The sequence below is a fragment of the Micromonospora sp. NPDC050686 genome, from assembly GCF_040654475.1.
Lineage (GTDB): Bacteria > Actinomycetota > Actinomycetes > Mycobacteriales > Micromonosporaceae > Micromonospora.
Genome location: NZ_JBFAID010000006.1, coordinates 17,208 through 34,017 on the forward strand (window position 1 = coordinate 17,208; position 16,810 = coordinate 34,017).

Sequence of the window (16,810 nt, forward strand, 5' to 3'; positions counted from 1 at the left end):
GAGACGAAGGCGTCACCACCGGGCCCGGACGGCGCCGGCGTCCCACGGTTTGGCGGAATCCTTGCGGAGCCCGCCGCCCGGCCGGCATACTCGACGACGTGTTCGATCAGCGCTTCTACTTTTACTACGGCACCGGGAGTCCGGCAGCCGTAGGTCGCGCCTGATCAACCAGACCTACGAAAAGCCCCGGGCTCGAGGAGCCCGGGGCTTTTTCGTCCCGGTTTCCCGGCACCGGGCACGATTCCGGCGAGGAGCACGGCGATGATGACAGACGTGGTGGAGTCCAGCGGCGGCGTGCCGGGAGCGACCGGTGACCAGCCCACCGGCGCACGACCGGCGGGTGGCACCGACGCTGCCCGCCCGGCCGGTGCCGAGGCGACCGGCACGAAGGCGACCGGCACCGACGACTCGGCGGCCGCCGAGCGGATCGCCGCCATCCGGGAGCGGATCGACGAGATCGACAGCAGCATCATCGCGCTGTGGCAGGAGCGGGCCGCCCTCTCCCAGGAGGTCGGCGCCACCCGGATGGCCTCCGGCGGCACCCGGCTGGTGCTCTCCCGAGAGCGGCAGATCCTGGAGCGGTTCCGGGCGGCCCTGGGTGCCGACGGCACCCAGCTTGCGCTGTTGCTGCTGCGCGCCGGCCGCGGCCCCCTATGACGACGGCTCGCCCGGGCCATGGACCCGACATGCCGCACTTCGGCGCATCCCCACCAGCCGACGGCCCCGCACTTCGGCGCATCCCACCAGCCGACCGGCCGACATGCCGCACCCCGGACCGTCGGGGCCGGCCGCCGGCCGGCCCCGGATACGACGGACCGCCTGCCGGCGTCACGCTGACGCCGGCAGGCGGTCCGGGTGGATCACACCTCGTGGGTGGGAACGATCTCCCGCTGCTCCGCGAAGTGGCACGCGCTCGGGTGGTCCGAGCCGCGCCGGATCTCCAGCAGCGGCACCTCCTGGGCGCAGACGTCCTGCGCCTTCCAGCACCGGGTGCGGAACCGGCAGCCCGAGGGCGGGCTGATCGGGGAGGGGACGTCACCGGTGAGCCGGATGATCGCCTTGTTGTCCCGCAGCGTCGGGTCCGGCACCGGCACCGCCGACAGCAGCGCCTGGGTGTACGGGTGGGTCGGCCGCTCGTAGATCTCGTCCTCGGTGCCGACCTCGACCATCTTGCCGAGGTACATCACGGCGACCCGGTCGGAGAGGTGGCGCACCACGGACAGGTCGTGCGCGATGAACACGTACGACAGGCCGAACTCCGCCTGGAGCTTCTCCAGCAGGTTCATCACCTGCGCCTGGATCGACACGTCCAGGGCCGACACCGGCTCGTCACAGACGATGATCTCGGGCCGCAGGGCCAGCGCCCGGGCGATGCCGATGCGCTGCCGCTGACCGCCGGAGAACTGGTGCGGGTACCGGTTGATGTGCTCCGGGTTCAGGCCGACCAGGTCGAGGAGCTCCTGGACCTTGGACCGGCGGCTGCCCTTCGGGGCCACCTCGGGGTGGATCTCGAACGGCTCGCCGATCAGGTCGCCGACGGTCATCCGCGGATTCAGCGAGGTGTACGGGTCCTGCATCACCAGTTGGATCTGCCGCCGCAGCCGGCGCAGCGCGCCGCCCCGCACCTTGGAGATGTCCTGCCCCTTGTAGAGCACCTGGCCGGCGGTCGGCTTCTCCAGGTTCATCAGGACCCGGGCCAGGGTCGACTTGCCACAGCCGGACTCGCCCACGACACCGAGCGTCTCACCCGCCTTCAGGTCGAAGGAGACGCCGTCCACCGCCTTGACGTGACCGACGGTCTTCTTGAACACCACACCGCGGGTGACGGGGTAGTGCTTGACCAGGTCACGAACCTCGATGATGTTCTCAGTCACGGTTCACGAGCTCCTCGGCGAAGTGGCAGGCGCTGGCCCGGCTGGCACCGATCTGCAGCAGCGGGGGCACCTTCTCCCGGCACACCGGCTGCGCCATCGGGCAGCGCGGGTTGAACGGGCAGCCCGGCGGGATGTTCATCAGGTTCGGCGGAAGCCCCTTGATGGTACGGAGCTCCTGACCCTTCTCGTCCATCCGCGGGATCGAGTTGAGCAGGCCGAGGGTGTACGGGTGTCCCGGCTTGGCGTACAGCTCGTACACGTCGGCTTCCTCGACGATCCGCCCGGCGTACATGACCGCGATCCGGTCCGCGACGTCGGCGACCACGCCGAGGTCGTGGGTGATCAGGATCATGCCCATCCGCCGCTCCCGCTGGAGTTCGCCGAGCAGGTCCATGATCTGGGCCTGCACGGTCACGTCCAGCGCGGTGGTCGGCTCGTCCGCGATCAGCACCTCCGGGTCGAGCGCCAGCGACATCGCGATCATCGCGCGCTGCCGCATGCCGCCGGAGAACTGGTGCGGGTAGTTGCTGTACCGACCCTTGGCGTTGGGGATCTTCACCTGGTCGAGCATCTCGATCGCGCGCTTCTTGGCGTCCGCGCGGCTCATGCCGCGCCGGATGCGGAACTGCTCGGCGACCTGGAAACCGACCGTGAAAACCGGGTTGAGGGCGGAGAGCGAGTCCTGGAAGATCATCGCAATGCCCTCACCACGGATCCGCCGCCGCTCCTCGCCGGACATCTTGAGCATGTCCTTGCCGTGGAAGCGGACCTGGCCGCCGGTGACGAACCCGGGCGGGGTGTCCAGGATGCCCATGATGGTCTGCGCGGTGACGCTCTTGCCGGAGCCGGACTCGCCGAGCACGGCGAGGGTCTCCCCCGCGTCGACGTGGTACGTGACCCCGTTGATGACCTTGGCGACGCCGTCCCGGGTGCGGAACTCGACCCGCAGGTCTTCCACCTCGAGCAGGCGACCGGCGGGGCGGCCGGATCCGGCGCCCGGCGCGGACTGCTCGGAGACGAGAATGTCGGACACTTCAGTTCCCCTATCGGAGCTTCGGGTCGAGGGCCTCGCGGACCGCCTCGCCGAGCATCACGAAGCTGAGCACGGCGACGACGAGGAACAGCGCGGGGAAGAACAGCAGGAACGGCGAGACCCGGATGTAGTTCTGCGCCTCGCTGATCATGATGCCCCAGGAGACGACCGGGCTCTTCAGCCCGACGCCCAGGAAGGAGAGCGTTGCCTCCGCGCCGATGAACGAGCCGACCATGATCGTGCCGTAGACCAGCAGCGGCGCCAGGCAGTTCGGCAGCAGGTGCTTGAGGATGATCCGGCCGGTGCCGGCACCCAGCGCGCGGGCCGCGACGATGTAGTCGGCCTCCTTGGTGGCCAGCACCGAGGAGCGCATCAGCCGCATCACGACCGGCCAGCTCAGCACCACCAGGGACAGGATGACCAGCCCCATGATCTTCCACTCGCTGTTGCTGGTGCCGGAGCCGTTGAAGGTGGTCAGGATGACGATCGCGCCGAGCACGAACGGCAGGCCGAAGAAGACGTCGGCGATGCGGCTCAGCAGCGCGTCCACCCAGCCGCCGCGGTAGCCGGCGATGATGCCCATGGTGCCGCCGATGAGCAGGGTACCGATCACGGAGATGACGGCCACCACGATCGAGGCGCGGGCACCGTAGATCACCCGGGCGTACACGTCCCGGCCCTGCACGTCGTAGCCGAACCAGGCGTCGGCCGACGGCTCCACCCGGCTGCGGGACAGCGCGCCGTTGACCGCGTCACCCGAGGTGAACAGCTGCGGGAAGGCCGCCATCACCAGGAAGATCACGATGAACGTCGCGGAGATCCAGAACAGCGGCTTGCGGCGCAGGTCCCGCCAGGCGTCGCCGAGGAGGCCACGCGGCTTGTCCTTCCGGCGGCCGCTCTCCGGCAGGCCGGCGTCGGCCGGCGCGCCGGCCTGCGCCGGCTGCTCGATACGGGGGGTGCTGACGATCGAAGCGGTGCTCGGGTCACTCATAACGAATCCTCGGGTCCAGGGCGGCGTAGAGCAGGTCGACCAGCAGGTTCATCAGCAGGTAGACCAGCACCAGGACCACCACGATGGAGACAACGGTAGCGCTCTCCTTGGTGAGGATCGCCCGGTAGACCTGCCGGCCGATGCCGTTGATGCCGAAGATGCCCTCGGTCACGATCGCGCCGCCCATCAGGGCGCCGAGGTCGGTGCCGAGCAGGGTCACCACCGGGATCAGCGAGTTGCGCAGCAGGTGCACGCCGACCACCCGCCGCATGGGCAGGCCCTTGGCGATCGCGGTGCGCACGTAGTCACCCCGCCGGTTCTCGGCGATGCTGGTCCGCGCCACCCGGGCGATGTACGCCATCGACACGCTACCCAGCACGAAGCCGGGGAGAATCAGCTCGGTGAGCCGCATCTCGCTCGACACGGTGGGGGTGACGATGCCCCACTTGACGCCGAACAGCCACTGGGTGACGAAGCCGATGACGAAGATCGGCAGCGCGATGAGGAAGAGCGTGGAGACCAGGACCAGGTTGTCCAGGAAGCCGTTGCGACGCAGGCCGGTCAGCACGCCGGCGCCGAGGCCGATGACCGCCTCGATGGCCAGGGCGACCAGGGCCAGCTTGAGCGTGTTCGGGTACGACGTCAGGATGATGTCGTTGATCGACTGGCCGCTGAACTTCGTGCCGAAGTCCCCCTGGAGCAGGTTCTTCATGTAGGTCGCGTACTGCACCCATACCGGCTGGTCGAGCTGATACTTCTCGGTCATGAACGCGACGTACGTCTCCGGGCACCGCCGCTCGCCGCATTTGCCGGCGAAGGGATCTCCAGGCACCGACCAGACGAGCCAGTAGATCATGAACGTCGTGCCGATGAAGACCGGAACGAGTTGCAGCAGCCGTCTCAGCAGATAACGGCCCATGGGTGGTCCTCCTGACAAGGGGGCGCGTCGGGCGGCCGACAGGGGTGGCGTCGAACGCGCGGAGTGGCGACGAACGCGAGGGAAGCTACACCCTCACGCGGAACGGCCCCGGGTCGGGCTCACCGCAGGCGGCGAGCCCGACCCGGGGGTCAAACCGTGTGGATCAGAGCTCGATCGTGGTGATGTCAGCCTCACCCACGTTGTTCAGCTCCATCTTCTTGATCTTCTCCGAGTGGCCGGACTGCAGGCCGTAGAAGTAGATCGGCAGCGACGGAACGTCCTGGTCGACGAGCGCGACGGCCTCGGCGAACTTCTCGTGCGAAGCCTCCAGGCTCGGCGCGCCGCTGGCCTCCTTGGCCAGCCGGTCCACCTCGGGGTTGCTGTAGAGACCGTCGTTCGAGGAACCGCCCTTGACGAAGAGCGGGTTCACCCAGTTCTCCACGTCCGGGTAGTCCTGCTGCCAGGCAGCGCGGTACGGGCCCTTCATCTTGTGGGCGTTGACGGCCTGGCGGAACACCGCGAAGGTCGGCATGCCCTCGGCGCGAGCGTTGATGCCCAGGTTGGTCTTGACCTGCTGCGCCACCGCGTCCATCCACTCCTTGTGGCTGGAGTCGGCGTTGTAGTAGAAGACCATCTCGCCCTGGAAGCCACCGGCCTCGGTGAGGAGCTGCTTGGCCTGGGCGGCGTCGAACTTGCAGACGGTGCAGTTGCCCGGCTTGGCGCCCGGGGTCAGCGGGTTGGCCCAGCTGTCGGCCGGCTTACGGGTGCCGAAGAAGATCTTGTCGGAGATCTCCTGCCGGTCGATCGCCAGCGAGACGGCCTTGCGCAGCTTCGGGTTCTGGAACCGCTTGTCGTAGAACGGGAAGGCGATGAAGGCGGTCGTCGGCGTGGTGGTGTTCATGGCCCGGTCGCCCAGGTCGGTCTTCCACTTGTCACCGGCCAGCGCGGAGACCGGGATCGACTCCAGGAAGTCCAGGTTGCCCGAGAGCAGGTCGTTGTAGGCCGCGTTCTCGTCCTGGTACAGCTTGACGGTGACGTCCTTGACCTTCATCTTGTCGCGCAGGCTGTAGTCGTCGAAGCGCGTCAGCTTGATCGCGACGTCGTCCTCCCACGACACGAACTTCACCGGGCCGTTACCGATCGGCTTCTTGCCGAAGTCCTCGGCCTTCTGCGAGAAGAACGCGTCCGGCAGCGGCATGAAGGCGCTGTAGCCGAGCTTGGTCGGGAACACGGCGGTCGGCGCGGAGAGCGTGACCTCGAAGTTCCAGTCGTCGACGACCTTCAGACCGGACATCTTGTCGGCCGTGGGCTCGGGGGCCTTCTGCGGGCCCTCCTCGCCGTCCGGGTCCTCGGTGTTCACGTCCGAGAAGCCGGCGATGTCGGCGAAGAAGGAGGCGTTCTGCGCGCCGTTCGGCGAGTAGGCGGCCCAGTTCCAGGCGTCGACGAAGTTCTTGGCCTTGACGGGGGTGCCGTCGTGGAACTTCGTGTTCTCCTTGATCTTGATCTTGAAGAGCTTCGAGTCGCTGGTGTCGATCGACTCGGCGACCGCGTTCTGCGGGGCGCCACCGTTGTTCGGGTACTCGACCAGGCCGGTCCACAGGTCGTCGACGATCTTGCCGCCACCGGTCTCGGTGGTGTTCGCCGGCACCAGCGGGTTCTCCGGCTGGACGCCGTGGATGGTGACGGCGCCGTCGGAGCTGTTGCCGCCCTCGCCGCCTTCGTTGCTGCCGCTCGAGCAGCCGGACGCGATGAGCGCGAATGCCGCGCCCAGCGCGACCGCGCTCGCCCGCTTCGAGACTCTCATTCCGAGGGGCCTCCTCTTTCTGACCTGGTTCCGTCGTGGGTTTCACGCACGTCGTGGGGGGTGACACCGCCGGCGGTCCGAAGGACCACCGGCCACCGCAGTGAAATCGGGACACCCCTGATGTACCGATCCGCCGGGCTTCCGCAACCCCTCGGCATCGGCACCGCGCACGGTAGACGGCCACGGAAACGCACCTCGGGGTGGGTCCCATGGTCCACGGCTGCCGTACGGAGTGCCTCACCCGGGGGGTCAGGTGCTTGCCACTGTGACACCAATCGGCCGCTTCCGTGAAGGTGCCGTTATCAAGCCGTTAGTTGCCTGCCGTGTCACCGATACCTGAGAAAAGATCACGAAACGAGGCGGTCATACCGATCTGAGCAGGTAAGACACGACGCGGACTCGGGCATGGGTGGCCGGTCGGGCGAAAACCACCCAACCCCGGGCCGGCCCTCCATCGTCGCCGCAGGTCAACCGCATGCTGGCCGATTTTGTCCGTCCGGCTGACGGGACCCTCGGCCGGGCGGCCGAGGTGCTGGGCCGGCTGTCCGACGTTACCGGACGGTCGGGACGGCCATCGCCCCGCCCGACCGATAACGATCAGCTCGACGGCGACCGCTCGGGCCGCTCCCCGGTTCAGACCAGGCGGCGGTCCGCCGCCCAGCGGGAGAGCTCGTAGCGGTTGGACATCTGGAGCTTGCGCAGCACGTTCGACACGTGGGTCTCCACCGTCTTGATCGAGATGAAGAGCTCCTTGGCGATCTCCTTGTACGCGTACCCCCGGGCCAGCAGCCGCAGCACCTCGCGCTCGCGGTTGGTGAGCTGGTCCAGCTCGGGATCGGCCACCGGCGCGTCGGGCCGGGCGGCGAACGCGTCGAGCACGAACCCGGCCAGCCGCGGGCTGAAGACGGCGTCCCCGTCGGCCACCCGGCGGATCGCGTCGGTCAGCTCGTCCGGCGAAATGGTCTTGGTGACGTAGCCCCGGGCCCCGGCCCGGATCAACCCGATCACGTCCTCCGCCGCGTCGGAGACGCTCAACGCCAGGAACCGCACCTGCGGGTGGGTACGCCGCATCGCCTCCAGTACCGCCCGGCCGCCCCCGTCGGGCATGTGCACGTCCAGCAGCACCACGTCCGGCGTGGTCGCGGCGATCCGGCTGACCGCCTCGGCCACCGTGCTCGCCTCCCCCACCACCTCGACGTGGCCGCCCAGCTCCGCCCGGACCCCGGCGCGGAACATCGCGTGGTCGTCGACGAGGAACACCCGCAGGCGCCCGGCCGGCGTGCCCGCGCCCTCGTCCGGTACCGCAGTCTGCTCGGCCATGGTCATCTGTCCCTCTCCGCTGTGCCGCCGTTGCCGGTGATCGGCAGGATCAACCGGACCTCGGTCCCCTCGCCCGGCCCGGAACGGATCTCCGCCCGGCCGCCGTGCCGCTTCATCCGGCCCAGGATCGAACCACGGACCCCGTGCCGGCGATCCTCCACCGTATCGAGGTCGAAGCCCTTGCCCCGGTCCCGGACGAAGACGCTCACCTGGTCCGGCTCGACCTCGGCGTAGAGCGAGACCGTGCGTACCCCGGCGTGCCGGGCCGCGTTGACCAGCGCCTCGCGGGCCGCCGCGATCAGCGCGCCGACCCGCTCGTCGGTCTCCCGGTCGCCGACCACCACCGCCTCGACGGTGATCGCGAAAGTGTCCTCGACCTCGGCCGCGGCCTGCTCCAACGCCGCCGCGAAGCGCTCGGTGGGCGAGGCGGTCGGGCGGTAGAGCCAGTTGCGCAGCGACCGTTCCTGACCCCGGGCGAGCCGCTGCACGGCCTTCACGTCGGTCGCGTTGCGCTGGATCAACGCGAGGGTGTGCAGCACCTGGTCGTGCACCATCGCCGCCAACTCGGCGCGCTCCTGCTCGCGGATGCGCCCCTCCCGCTCGGAGCGCAACTGGTTCCACGTCCGCCACAGCACCGGCGCCGCCACCACGCCGACCCCGGCCAGGCCGACCAGCGCGAAGATCACGCCGTTGACCACCACGTCGAAGTTCTGCACCGGGGAGTAGACCGCGACCACGCCGATGATGCCGACCGCGACCAGCACGCCGCCGCCGATGAACCGGAGCACGAAGGCGCGCCGGTCGCTCTCCTCCACCACCGCGCCCAGCCAGGGCACCGGCATCGACTCGCCCCACTGCCGGCGCCGCTCCGGCGCGGACTGGTGCCAGATCACCCCGGCGCCGACCGCGATGATCGCGACCAGCCAGCCGGCCGTGCCGGCCGCGCCCACCGAGTCGAAGACCATCACCTGGACCATCAGCACGCCCAGCCCGATGGCCACGAACGGCAGCAGTTCGGCGACGTCGCGGCGGGCCGGGGCGGCCTGCTCGCCGGGGCGCAGCGGGACCACCGCCCAGAAGGCCGCGTAGAGCAGCAGGCCCAGCCCGCTCAGCCCGAGCAGGACCATGAAGGCGACCCGTACCCGCAGCACCGAGATGCCGAGATGCTCGGCGATACCGGCGGCGACGCCGGCCGCCATCCGGTGCTCGGGCGCCCGGTAGAGGCGGGGTGGCTGACTGACCGTGCTGATCGGAGGCTCCCGGGTCGGGGTGGCGTGCGGCGACGTCCACCGGTGGTGGCGCCGGTACCGATCGTCACACGCGGTGGCCGCCGGGGACCACGGGGACGCCCCGGACATTCCCGGGTCGGGGATCTCAGGGTGGCGTCAGGGTCGGTTCCGGAGGACGATCGGGCGCGCCGCGCAGCAGGATCGAGGCATGACCGAGGAAGCCGCCCGTCCGCCCCTGCCCGGGGCGGCACCGCAGGACGGGCCACCACCACCGCCGCCGGCGGCCACCCCTGCCGACCAGCCGGGACCCGCGCCGGGCACCGGCTGGGCCACGGCCCCACCACCGGGCCCGACCGATCCGCCCCAGGCGGGCGACGGGACGGGCACGCCGGGCGCGAGCGCCGCCGGCCACCAGGTGCCACCCGGCGGGTACGCCCCGCCCGGCGCCGGCTTCACCTCGCGGTACGGCCTGGTCCGGCCGCGGGACGGCCGGTACCTGGCCGGGGTCTGCGCGGCGATCGGCCGGGCCACCAACACCGACCCGGTGCTCTGGCGGGTGATCCTCGCCGTCCTGGGGTTCTTCGGCGGCATCGGCGTCCTCGTGTACGTCGCCGCCTGGCTGATCATCCCCGGCGAGGGCGACAGCGCCTCCCCGATCGAGTCGATGCTGGGCCGCGGCCGGTCCAGCATGTCCCCGGTGACCGTGATCGTGCTCGGCATCCTGGTCGCGGCGATCTTCGGCTACATCGTCACCGACGCCTTCCGCGCGGTGCTGCTCGGCGCGGCCATCCTGATCGGCGGGGCGCTGCTGCTCAACCGGGACGACCGCCGCGCGACGGGCGGCCCCGCCCCGGCCGCGCCGCCCGTGCCGCCCACCCCGCCACCCGGCCCGGTCCCGCCGGTGAGCTGGCCGGCGCCGACCGGGCCGGCACCGGTCACCGCCGAGCGGCCGGTCTCCGCCGAGCCCGCCACGCCGGGCACCGCCCCGACCACGCCCGCCGAGCCGGTCACGGTCGCCACCGCCCCACCCGCCCCGGTCCCGCCGGTCGCGGAGCCGGCCGCCTGGCCGCCGCCCGCGCCGGTCCCGCCGGTCACCGGGCCGCCGCCCGCGCCGCCCCCGACCGGCTACCGGCCGCCGTTCGCCCCGCGCGGCCCGTTCGCCGGAACCCCGCAACCACCCCTCGGGTACGCCCCGACGGCGCGCCCGGCCCGGCCGCCGAAGCGACCCCGCGAGCGGTCGCCGCTGGGCGCGGTCACCTTCTCACTGATCTTCCTGGCGCTGGGCGTGGTCGCCCTGCTCGACCTGTTGGACGTGTTCCCGATCGGGGCGGCCGCGTACTTCGCGGTGGCGTTGGCCGTCATCGGCGCCGGGCTGCTCGTCGGCACCTGGTTCGGCCGGGCCCGCTGGCTGGTGGCGCTCGGCCTGGTCACCGCCGCCGCGCTGGGCTTCGCCACGGTGGCCGAGTCGTACGACCGGGTCAGTGGCCTCGACGGCAATGTGACCTGGGCCCCGCCGAGCTACCGGGACCTCGCCGTGCGGTACGAGAACAGCTTCGGTGACGCGGTGCTGGACCTGCGCGCGGTGACCTTCGACGAGCGGGACACGAAGGTCAACGTCGTGGTCAACTTCGGCAACACGACCGTGGTGGTGCCGCCGGACGTCGACGTCACCGCGGTGGCCGACGTCAAGGCCGGCGAGGCGACGGTCTTCGGCCAGCGCGCCGCCGGCTTCGGCGGCCGGCCGCGGCAGTGGACCGACCTGGGCGCCGACGGGGCCGGCGGCGGCCGGCTGCACCTGATCATCAACGTCAACGCGGGCAACCTGGAGGTGACCCGGTGAAGGCGCACCGCACGGACGCTCTCTCACTCGTCTTCGGGCTGCTCTTCCTCGGCCTGTCGGCCTGGTGGCTGCTCGCCCAGTTGCTCGGGCTCGCGTTGCCGCCGGTCGGCTGGTTCCTCGCCGGCGGGCTGATCCTGGTCGGCCTGCTCGGGCTGCTCGGCGCGCTGCGCTCCGGCCGGCACACCGCCGCGCCGGCCCCGGACGCGCCCGTGCAGGGTCCCGCCGGACCTGGCTGGCCGATGGCCCCGGCGCCACCGGCCGGCGCCGCCACGGGCGGCTGGGGGGCGCAGTGGCCGGGCGCGGGGCCGCCGACCGCCGAGTGGCCCGCCGCGTCGTCACCGACCGCCCGGTGGCCGGGGGCGGAGCCGACGGCCACCGCGTGGCCGGGGGCGGAGCCGGTGACCGAGCCGCTGCCGGCGGCCGGTTTCGGCGGATCGTTCGCCGCCGGTCCCGACGAGGGCGAACGCGACCGGTCGGGCACGGCACCGGAGGCCGCCGACGAGTGGCCGCCGGCCGCGGTGACCGACGGACCCCGGGAAGCGGTCGAGGACCGGACGGCCGACGAGCCGGTGAGCCCGGCCCACTGGTCGCCGTCCCGGCCCGACGCGGACCAGCCGGCGGGCGGGGCCGAGCCGGAGTCACCCACCCGACCGCCCACCGTGGAACGACGCGGGGACGGCTGACCAGTGCGGTGCGACCGCCGTGGACCGGCGCATATGCTGGCCGGTGGAGAAGTCGCCTCCGCCGGCCGGCCCGCGCCGCCCGGCCCGACCGTCCCGAGCCGCCCGGCTCGCCCGGGTGATCCCGCCGCGATTCCCACCGCTACCTCGTCAGGAGTCCTTCCGAGATGACCCAGTCCCCCGCCGTGCGGACCTCCGGCCGGTCCGGTCCGGTCCGCGTCGGCGAGCGCGCCGCCCGTACCCTCGTCAGCGAACTCGCCCGTCGCAACGACCCGAAGTCAGCCCTGCTGGTCGGCGCGGCGCCGGAGTCCGCGGTGCTCGCCGCGGCGATCGACGCGCTGCTGCCCGGTGACACGCTCACCGTGGTGCCGGCCGAGCCGGCGGGCGGGGCCGCGCTGCGCGACCATGTCACCGCCCAGGGGCGCTGGGTCGCCGACCGGGTACGCGTCGTCGACTCCCTCGCCGAGGCCGACGCCGCCGAGGTGGTGGTCGCCGCCGAGCCCTTCACCGGCACCGCCGACGAGGCCCGGGCGACGGTGGACGGCCTGGCCAAGTACCTGACCGACGGTTCGACGCTGAGCGTCGCCGCGCCGCTGTACGGCACCGCCGGCGCGAGCGCCGAACTGGACCGCCAGGGCGTCCTGCACGGGGCCCGCACCGACCTGGTGCTGCGCAACAACCCCCCGGTACGGGTGCACCAGCTGCGGTTCTCGCCGGCGGGCGCGGCGCTGGCCGGCCGGCTTGCGCCGGCGTACCGGCCGTCGAGTGTGCCGCTGACCCGGACCATGCACATCGACTCCAACGGCGTGGCCGCGGCCGGCATCACCCTCGGCCTGGCCGCGCTGGCCCGCGCCGCCCGGCCGAAGTCCAAGCTGTGGCTGCTCCCCGCGCTGGCCGCCGCCCCGGTCGCCGCCTTCTTCCGGGATCCGGAGCGGGACGTCCCGGAGGACCCGGCCGCGGTGGTCGCGTCGGCCGACGGGCAGGTGCTGTCGGTGCAGCGGCTGCACGACGAGCGGTTCGGCGCGGGTGAGTGGCTGCGGATCGCGGTCTTCCTGTCCGTGCTGGACGTGCACGTCAACCGCTCCCCGGTCGCCGGCAAGGTGGTGGACTACTTCGTCGCCGACGGCGGGTTCGTCAACGCCATGAAGCCGGACGCCGAGCACAACGTCGCCGCGTACACGGTGCTGGACACCGAGCGCGGCACGGTGGTGGTGGCACAGCGGACGGGCCTGATCGCGCGGCGCATCGTGCAGCGGGCGCCGATCGGCGCGCTGCTGGCCCGGGGCGAGCGCTTCGGGCTGATCCGGTTCGGCTCGCGCACCGACGTCTACCTGCCGGCCGACGCGGCGGAGCCGCTGGTCGGCCCCGGTGACAAGGTGGTCGGCGGCTCGACCGTCATCGCCCGCTGGCGCTGATCGGGGGCACGGAAAAGGGGCGCCGCTCGTCGCGGCGCCCCTTTTCGGAGGTACGGGTGGGTCAGGCGGCCCGGCGCTGGTGCAGCCAGAGCAGCGGCCCGCTGACCAGGTAGCCCACCACGACCAGGGCGAAGGTGAGCCGGATGTCGATCAGCGCGCCGACCACCGGAGCGAGCCACAGCCACGGCGGCAGCTTGAGCAGCCGGGCCAGCTTCGCGTACGGGAAGCTGGAGACCATGGCGAAGGCCAGCAGCACCACCCCGGCGACCATCACCGCGCCGGACACGGGCAGCCCGATGGCGACCGTCAGCGCCAGCACCGCCGCCGCCATCGTGGTCGGCACGCCGCAGAAGAACCGGCCGTCCTTGGGCGAGACGTTGAACCGGGCCAGCCGGACGGCGGCGCAGGCCGCGACCAGCGCGCAGGCCACCGCGGCGGCGGCCGGCGGCACCGACCCGGCGAGCGAGGCGTACACGACCACCGGGGCGGCGAGGCCGAACGAGCACATGTCGGCCAGCGAGTCCATCTGGGCGCCGAACGGGCTGGCCACGCCGAGCTTGCGGGCCAGGGCGCCGTCGAGTCCGTCGAAGGCCACGCACGCGATCAGGCAGAGCGCGGCGGCCCGGACGTCGCCCTGCATGGCCAGGAAGATGGCCAGCATGCCGAGCACCAGGCTGCTCAGGGTGCAGCCGTTGACCAGCCCGAACTTCATCCGGCGGGCGGCGGTGCGCTCGCCCGGGAGCAGCGGGATCGCCCGCCCCGGGGAGTCGTCCACCGGCTCACTGGGCGCGAGAGCCGGGCTGACCGGCATGATCGCCTCGATCTCGCGCTCGTAGCGACCGCGAGCGGGCCGGTGACGCCGGCCGGCGAGGCGGTGCTCGGGCAGGACCAGGTCGGTACCGGTTGTCAGGTCGCCGTCACGGCGACCGACGCGGACCAGCAGCACCTGACGGGCGAACGTACTGCTGCGGCGCAACCTGCCCGCCCAGCGACGCCCTGCGGGGCGCGGACTGTCAGTCGTACGACGCCGGCGCCATGGGGCTCTCGGCACGTTTCCTCCATCACCGGATCGGGTGACCCGCCACGTCGGGCGGGGTGTCCGGCTGTCTCGTGCCGGACCGTTCTGGCCCGGCAGCCGTTTCAGCGGAGTACACCATTGCACAGGGAACGGGGCTTGGCGATAGCTGCCGGCGGTACTTATATCTGGCTTAACCGCACAGACCGCCGCCTTGTTCCCATCCCGGGCTCCATCGCCCATTTCCTTCATCGGCCGTCTTCTTCACAGGCCGACTTCTGACTGTACCGGAGATGGCCGATGTCCGCCCCGCGAGCGGGTGCTACCGGCCCCGGCGTCCGGTTGCCAGCGCGGCCACCCCGGTCATCGACAGCCCGTTGAGCTGCGCCGACGTGAACCAGGCGGCCCGGGCGGTCGAGCCGCCGGCGAGCTCGGTGACCACCGCCTCGGTCGGGGCGTCCACCGCCACCCGGTAGACCACCCGCACCGAGTGCCAGTCCATCGGCCGGCCCTCCGGCCCGAGCGCCGCCGGGTTGTGCAGGTGGTCCACGGCCACCAGCTCCAGCACCCGGCCGAGCTGGCCGGCCTCCTCGACCAGCTCGCGCAGCAGCCCGACGGCCGGTTGCTCGCCGTGGTCGGTGCCGCCGCCGGGCAGGTGCCACCGCCCGGCGCCCGGGTACCCGTCGGCGATCATCGTCAGCAGCACCCGCCCCGCCGGATCGGTGACCAGCCCGTACGCGGCGAAGCGCTGTCCGCGGTCGAGCGGCGGCGGGGCGAGCAGCTCCGCGGGGGCGGCCCGCGGCAGGTCCGGCGGCAGGGGCGTGACCGGCACCCCGAGCAGCTCCGCGGTGAACGGCATCAACGGCAGCCCGGCCGCCTCCCGCGGGGTCACCCAGGCCAGCTCGTCGCTGCCCCCGGCGGACTCCGGCCGAAGCTCGCCGGCACGGACCTCGACGTCGAACACGACCCGGTCGACGTGCAGGGCGACGTCGTCGGCGCGGAAGGTGACCACGTCGGCCACGGCGGCCCGTACCCCGGCCACCACGACGGTCAGCCCGGTCTCCTCGCCGAACTCCCGGACCACCGCGTGGGCCGGGTGCTCGGCGTGTGCCAGGCCACCGCCCGGCAGCTGCCACACCCCGGGGAACGGGCAGGAGGCGGCGCCCCGGGCCAGCAGCACCCGCTCGCCGCGCCGCAGCACCCCGTACGCCCCGATCCGCCGCCGCTGCTCCATGGACCGCTCCCCCGCTCCCGCGCCACCTCGTCGATCATGAGGTTAGCGGCAACCGGCCCGGCGTTCAGGTCAGCTGGGCGGCCTGGACGGCCTCGGCGGTGACCTCGGTGAGGCGGTCGGTGGGCAGCGCGCCCAGCTCCTCGCGGGCGAACCAGCGCGCCTCGCAGGTGGAACCGCCCACGTCGGCCACGGTCGGCGGGGCCGGCTGGTCGACCACCACCCGGTAGAAGGCGCGGACCCCGTGCCAGTCGATCGGGTAGCCCTCCGGCCCGAGCGAGGCGGCGTCCCGGTGGCTGGCCACGCCGAGCAGCTCCACCAGGCGACCGTTCTGCCCGGTCTCCTCGACCAGCTCCCGGATCAGCGCCGCGCCCGGCTGCTCGCCGTAGTCGGTGCCGCCGCCCGGCAGGTGCCAGCAGCCGGCGCCCGGGTAGCCGTCCGAGACCCGGGTGAGCAGCACCCGGCCGTCCGGGTCGGTCACCACCGCGTACGCGGCGAAGCGCTGTGCGCGGTGCAGCCCGTCGGGGCCCGGCACGGCGTAGAAGGAGGGGAACTCCGGCGCCTCGTCGGGGGCGATGTCGGCGGAGGAGGCGGGCAGGCCCAGGGCCCGCGCGGTGAACGAGCGCAGCGGCAGCTGCCGGGCCTCGTCGAGGGTGAACCAGCGGGCCAGATCGGTGGGGCGGTCGACCCGCTCGGTGAGCGTGCCGCCGCGCACCGTCACCCGGTAGAGGAGGCGGTCGGTGTGGATGGTGATGCCCCGCTCCGGCAGCGCCCGCATGTCCGCCAGGACGTCGTGCAGGCCGGAGACGGCGACGGAGAGGCCGGTCTCGGCGGCGGTCTCCCGGACGACGGTGTGGTTCGGGTCCTCGCCGTGGTCGACCGCCCCACCGGGCAGGGACCACGTGCCGGGGGTGCCGGAGCGCTGCGATGCGCGGACCAGCAACACTCGGCCGACTGAGTCAGCACAAACTGCGTATGCCGCGATCCTGCGGAGCGGCTCCAGCAAGGTGGTCACGGGGGGAAATTCTCCCCTTCTGCGGTTACCTACATCGAAAACTGTCAGCTTCCTGACTCTTCGCTGGCGCCTCAGGGACAGGTCAGGGTATTGATCCGGGCGGTCACCGAGGCCGATCCGCCGGCCGGCGCGGACCGTGGAGACATGACCTCGACCCACGCACCCCAGCCTCCGTACAAGCAGCTCCGGCGACCCACCACCGACCGCATGGTGGCCGGCGTCGCCAGTGGCCTCGGCCGCTACTTCGGCGTCGACCCGACCCTGGTGCGGGTGGTGTTCGCGGTGAGCGCGTTGCTCACCGGCGGTTTCCTCGCGCTGGCGTACCCGATCATGTGGTTCCTGATGCCCGAGGAGCCGGCGAGCGCCCCCGCCTGGCCGCACCCGGCGGCCGGCCCAGCCCGGCCCGAGCCGCCCACCTGGTCGGCGCCGCCGGCCGGGTGAGCC

General features: G+C 72.4%; 14 protein-coding genes and 1 pseudogene. 5 read left to right on the forward strand and 10 right to left on the reverse strand.

The window, feature by feature from the left end; all coding sequences use genetic code 11:
- The first annotated feature begins 261 nt into the window (after positions 1-261).
- A complete protein-coding gene (locus AB0H57_RS07610; protein ID WP_357503760.1) occupies positions 262-657 on the forward strand; it encodes a chorismate mutase in 396 nt (131 codons plus the stop codon).
- Positions 658-860: 203 nt separating this feature from the next.
- Here the strand turns inward: AB0H57_RS07610 and AB0H57_RS07615 are convergent, their stop codons facing one another.
- From AB0H57_RS07615 to AB0H57_RS07645, 7 genes are all read right to left on the reverse strand, one after another.
- On the reverse strand, positions 861-1,874 hold the full coding sequence (locus AB0H57_RS07615) for a dipeptide ABC transporter ATP-binding protein (RefSeq protein ID WP_357503762.1): 1,014 nt from the start codon (positions 1,872-1,874) through the stop codon (positions 861-863).
- On the reverse strand, positions 1,867-2,898 hold the full coding sequence (locus tag AB0H57_RS07620; protein ID WP_357503994.1) for an ABC transporter ATP-binding protein: 1,032 nt from the start codon (positions 2,896-2,898) through the stop codon (positions 1,867-1,869). Before AB0H57_RS07620 ends, AB0H57_RS07615 begins: the two co-directional genes overlap by 8 nt.
- 19 nt (positions 2,899-2,917) lie before the next feature.
- Positions 2,918-3,898, reverse strand: coding sequence for an ABC transporter permease (locus tag AB0H57_RS07625; RefSeq protein WP_357503764.1), 981 nt, complete (start codon positions 3,896-3,898; stop codon positions 2,918-2,920).
- The gene (locus AB0H57_RS07630; RefSeq protein ID WP_357503766.1) at positions 3,891-4,817 is read right to left on the reverse strand and encodes an ABC transporter permease; all 927 of its coding nucleotides are present in this window, start codon (positions 4,815-4,817) and stop codon (positions 3,891-3,893) included. The genes AB0H57_RS07625 and AB0H57_RS07630 overlap by 8 nt, the downstream gene beginning before the upstream one ends.
- Before the next feature lie 163 nt (positions 4,818-4,980).
- On the reverse strand, positions 4,981-6,621 hold the full coding sequence (locus AB0H57_RS07635) for an ABC transporter substrate-binding protein (RefSeq protein WP_357503768.1): 1,641 nt from the start codon (positions 6,619-6,621) through the stop codon (positions 4,981-4,983).
- Positions 6,622-7,254: 633 nt separating this feature from the next.
- Positions 7,255-7,941: a response regulator transcription factor gene (locus tag AB0H57_RS07640; RefSeq protein WP_357503770.1), complete on the reverse strand. Its 687-nt coding sequence runs from the start codon at positions 7,939-7,941 to the stop codon at positions 7,255-7,257.
- 2 nt (positions 7,942-7,943) lie between these two features.
- A complete protein-coding gene (locus tag AB0H57_RS07645; RefSeq protein WP_357503996.1) occupies positions 7,944-9,191 on the reverse strand; it encodes a PspC domain-containing protein in 1,248 nt (415 codons plus the stop codon).
- A 187-nt stretch (positions 9,192-9,378) separates the two neighbouring features.
- Between AB0H57_RS07645 and AB0H57_RS07650 the strand changes: the two genes are divergently transcribed.
- The 3 genes and pseudogenes from AB0H57_RS07650 to AB0H57_RS07660 all read left to right on the forward strand — a co-directional run bounded on the left by AB0H57_RS07650 (position 9,379) and on the right by AB0H57_RS07660 (position 13,105).
- Positions 9,379-11,010, forward strand: coding sequence for a PspC domain-containing protein (locus AB0H57_RS07650; protein WP_357503771.1), 1,632 nt, complete (start codon positions 9,379-9,381; stop codon positions 11,008-11,010).
- Positions 11,007-11,207: pseudogene (locus AB0H57_RS07655) on the forward strand (hypothetical protein); the annotation flags it as partial. The gene AB0H57_RS07650 and the pseudogene AB0H57_RS07655, both read left to right, overlap by 4 nt.
- Positions 11,208-11,857: 650 nt before the next feature.
- Positions 11,858-13,105 carry a phosphatidylserine decarboxylase gene (locus tag AB0H57_RS07660; RefSeq protein WP_357503773.1) on the forward strand — a complete coding sequence of 416 codons (1,248 nt, stop codon included), beginning with the start codon at positions 11,858-11,860 and terminating at the stop codon, positions 13,103-13,105.
- A 61-nt stretch (positions 13,106-13,166) separates the two neighbouring features.
- Here the strand turns inward: AB0H57_RS07660 and AB0H57_RS07665 are convergent, their stop codons facing one another.
- The 3 genes from AB0H57_RS07665 to AB0H57_RS07675 form a co-directional block, all read right to left on the reverse strand.
- Entirely contained in the window at positions 13,167-14,081 is a 915-nt protein-coding gene (locus AB0H57_RS07665) for a CDP-alcohol phosphatidyltransferase family protein (protein ID WP_357503775.1), read from the reverse strand.
- Between the two features lie 361 nt (positions 14,082-14,442).
- Positions 14,443-15,354, reverse strand: coding sequence for an NUDIX domain-containing protein (locus AB0H57_RS07670; RefSeq protein ID WP_357503777.1), 912 nt, complete (start codon positions 15,352-15,354; stop codon positions 14,443-14,445).
- Between the two features lie 64 nt (positions 15,355-15,418).
- Positions 15,419-16,366, reverse strand: a complete 948-nt coding sequence (locus AB0H57_RS07675; protein WP_357503779.1) for an NUDIX hydrolase — start codon at positions 16,364-16,366, stop codon at positions 15,419-15,421.
- A gap of 144 nt (positions 16,367-16,510) precedes the next feature.
- On the opposite strand from AB0H57_RS07675, the gene AB0H57_RS07680 reads away from it, so the two are divergent.
- On the forward strand, positions 16,511-16,807 hold the full coding sequence (locus AB0H57_RS07680; RefSeq protein WP_357503781.1) for a PspC domain-containing protein: 297 nt from the start codon (positions 16,511-16,513) through the stop codon (positions 16,805-16,807).
- Positions 16,808-16,810 lie beyond the last annotated feature (3 nt).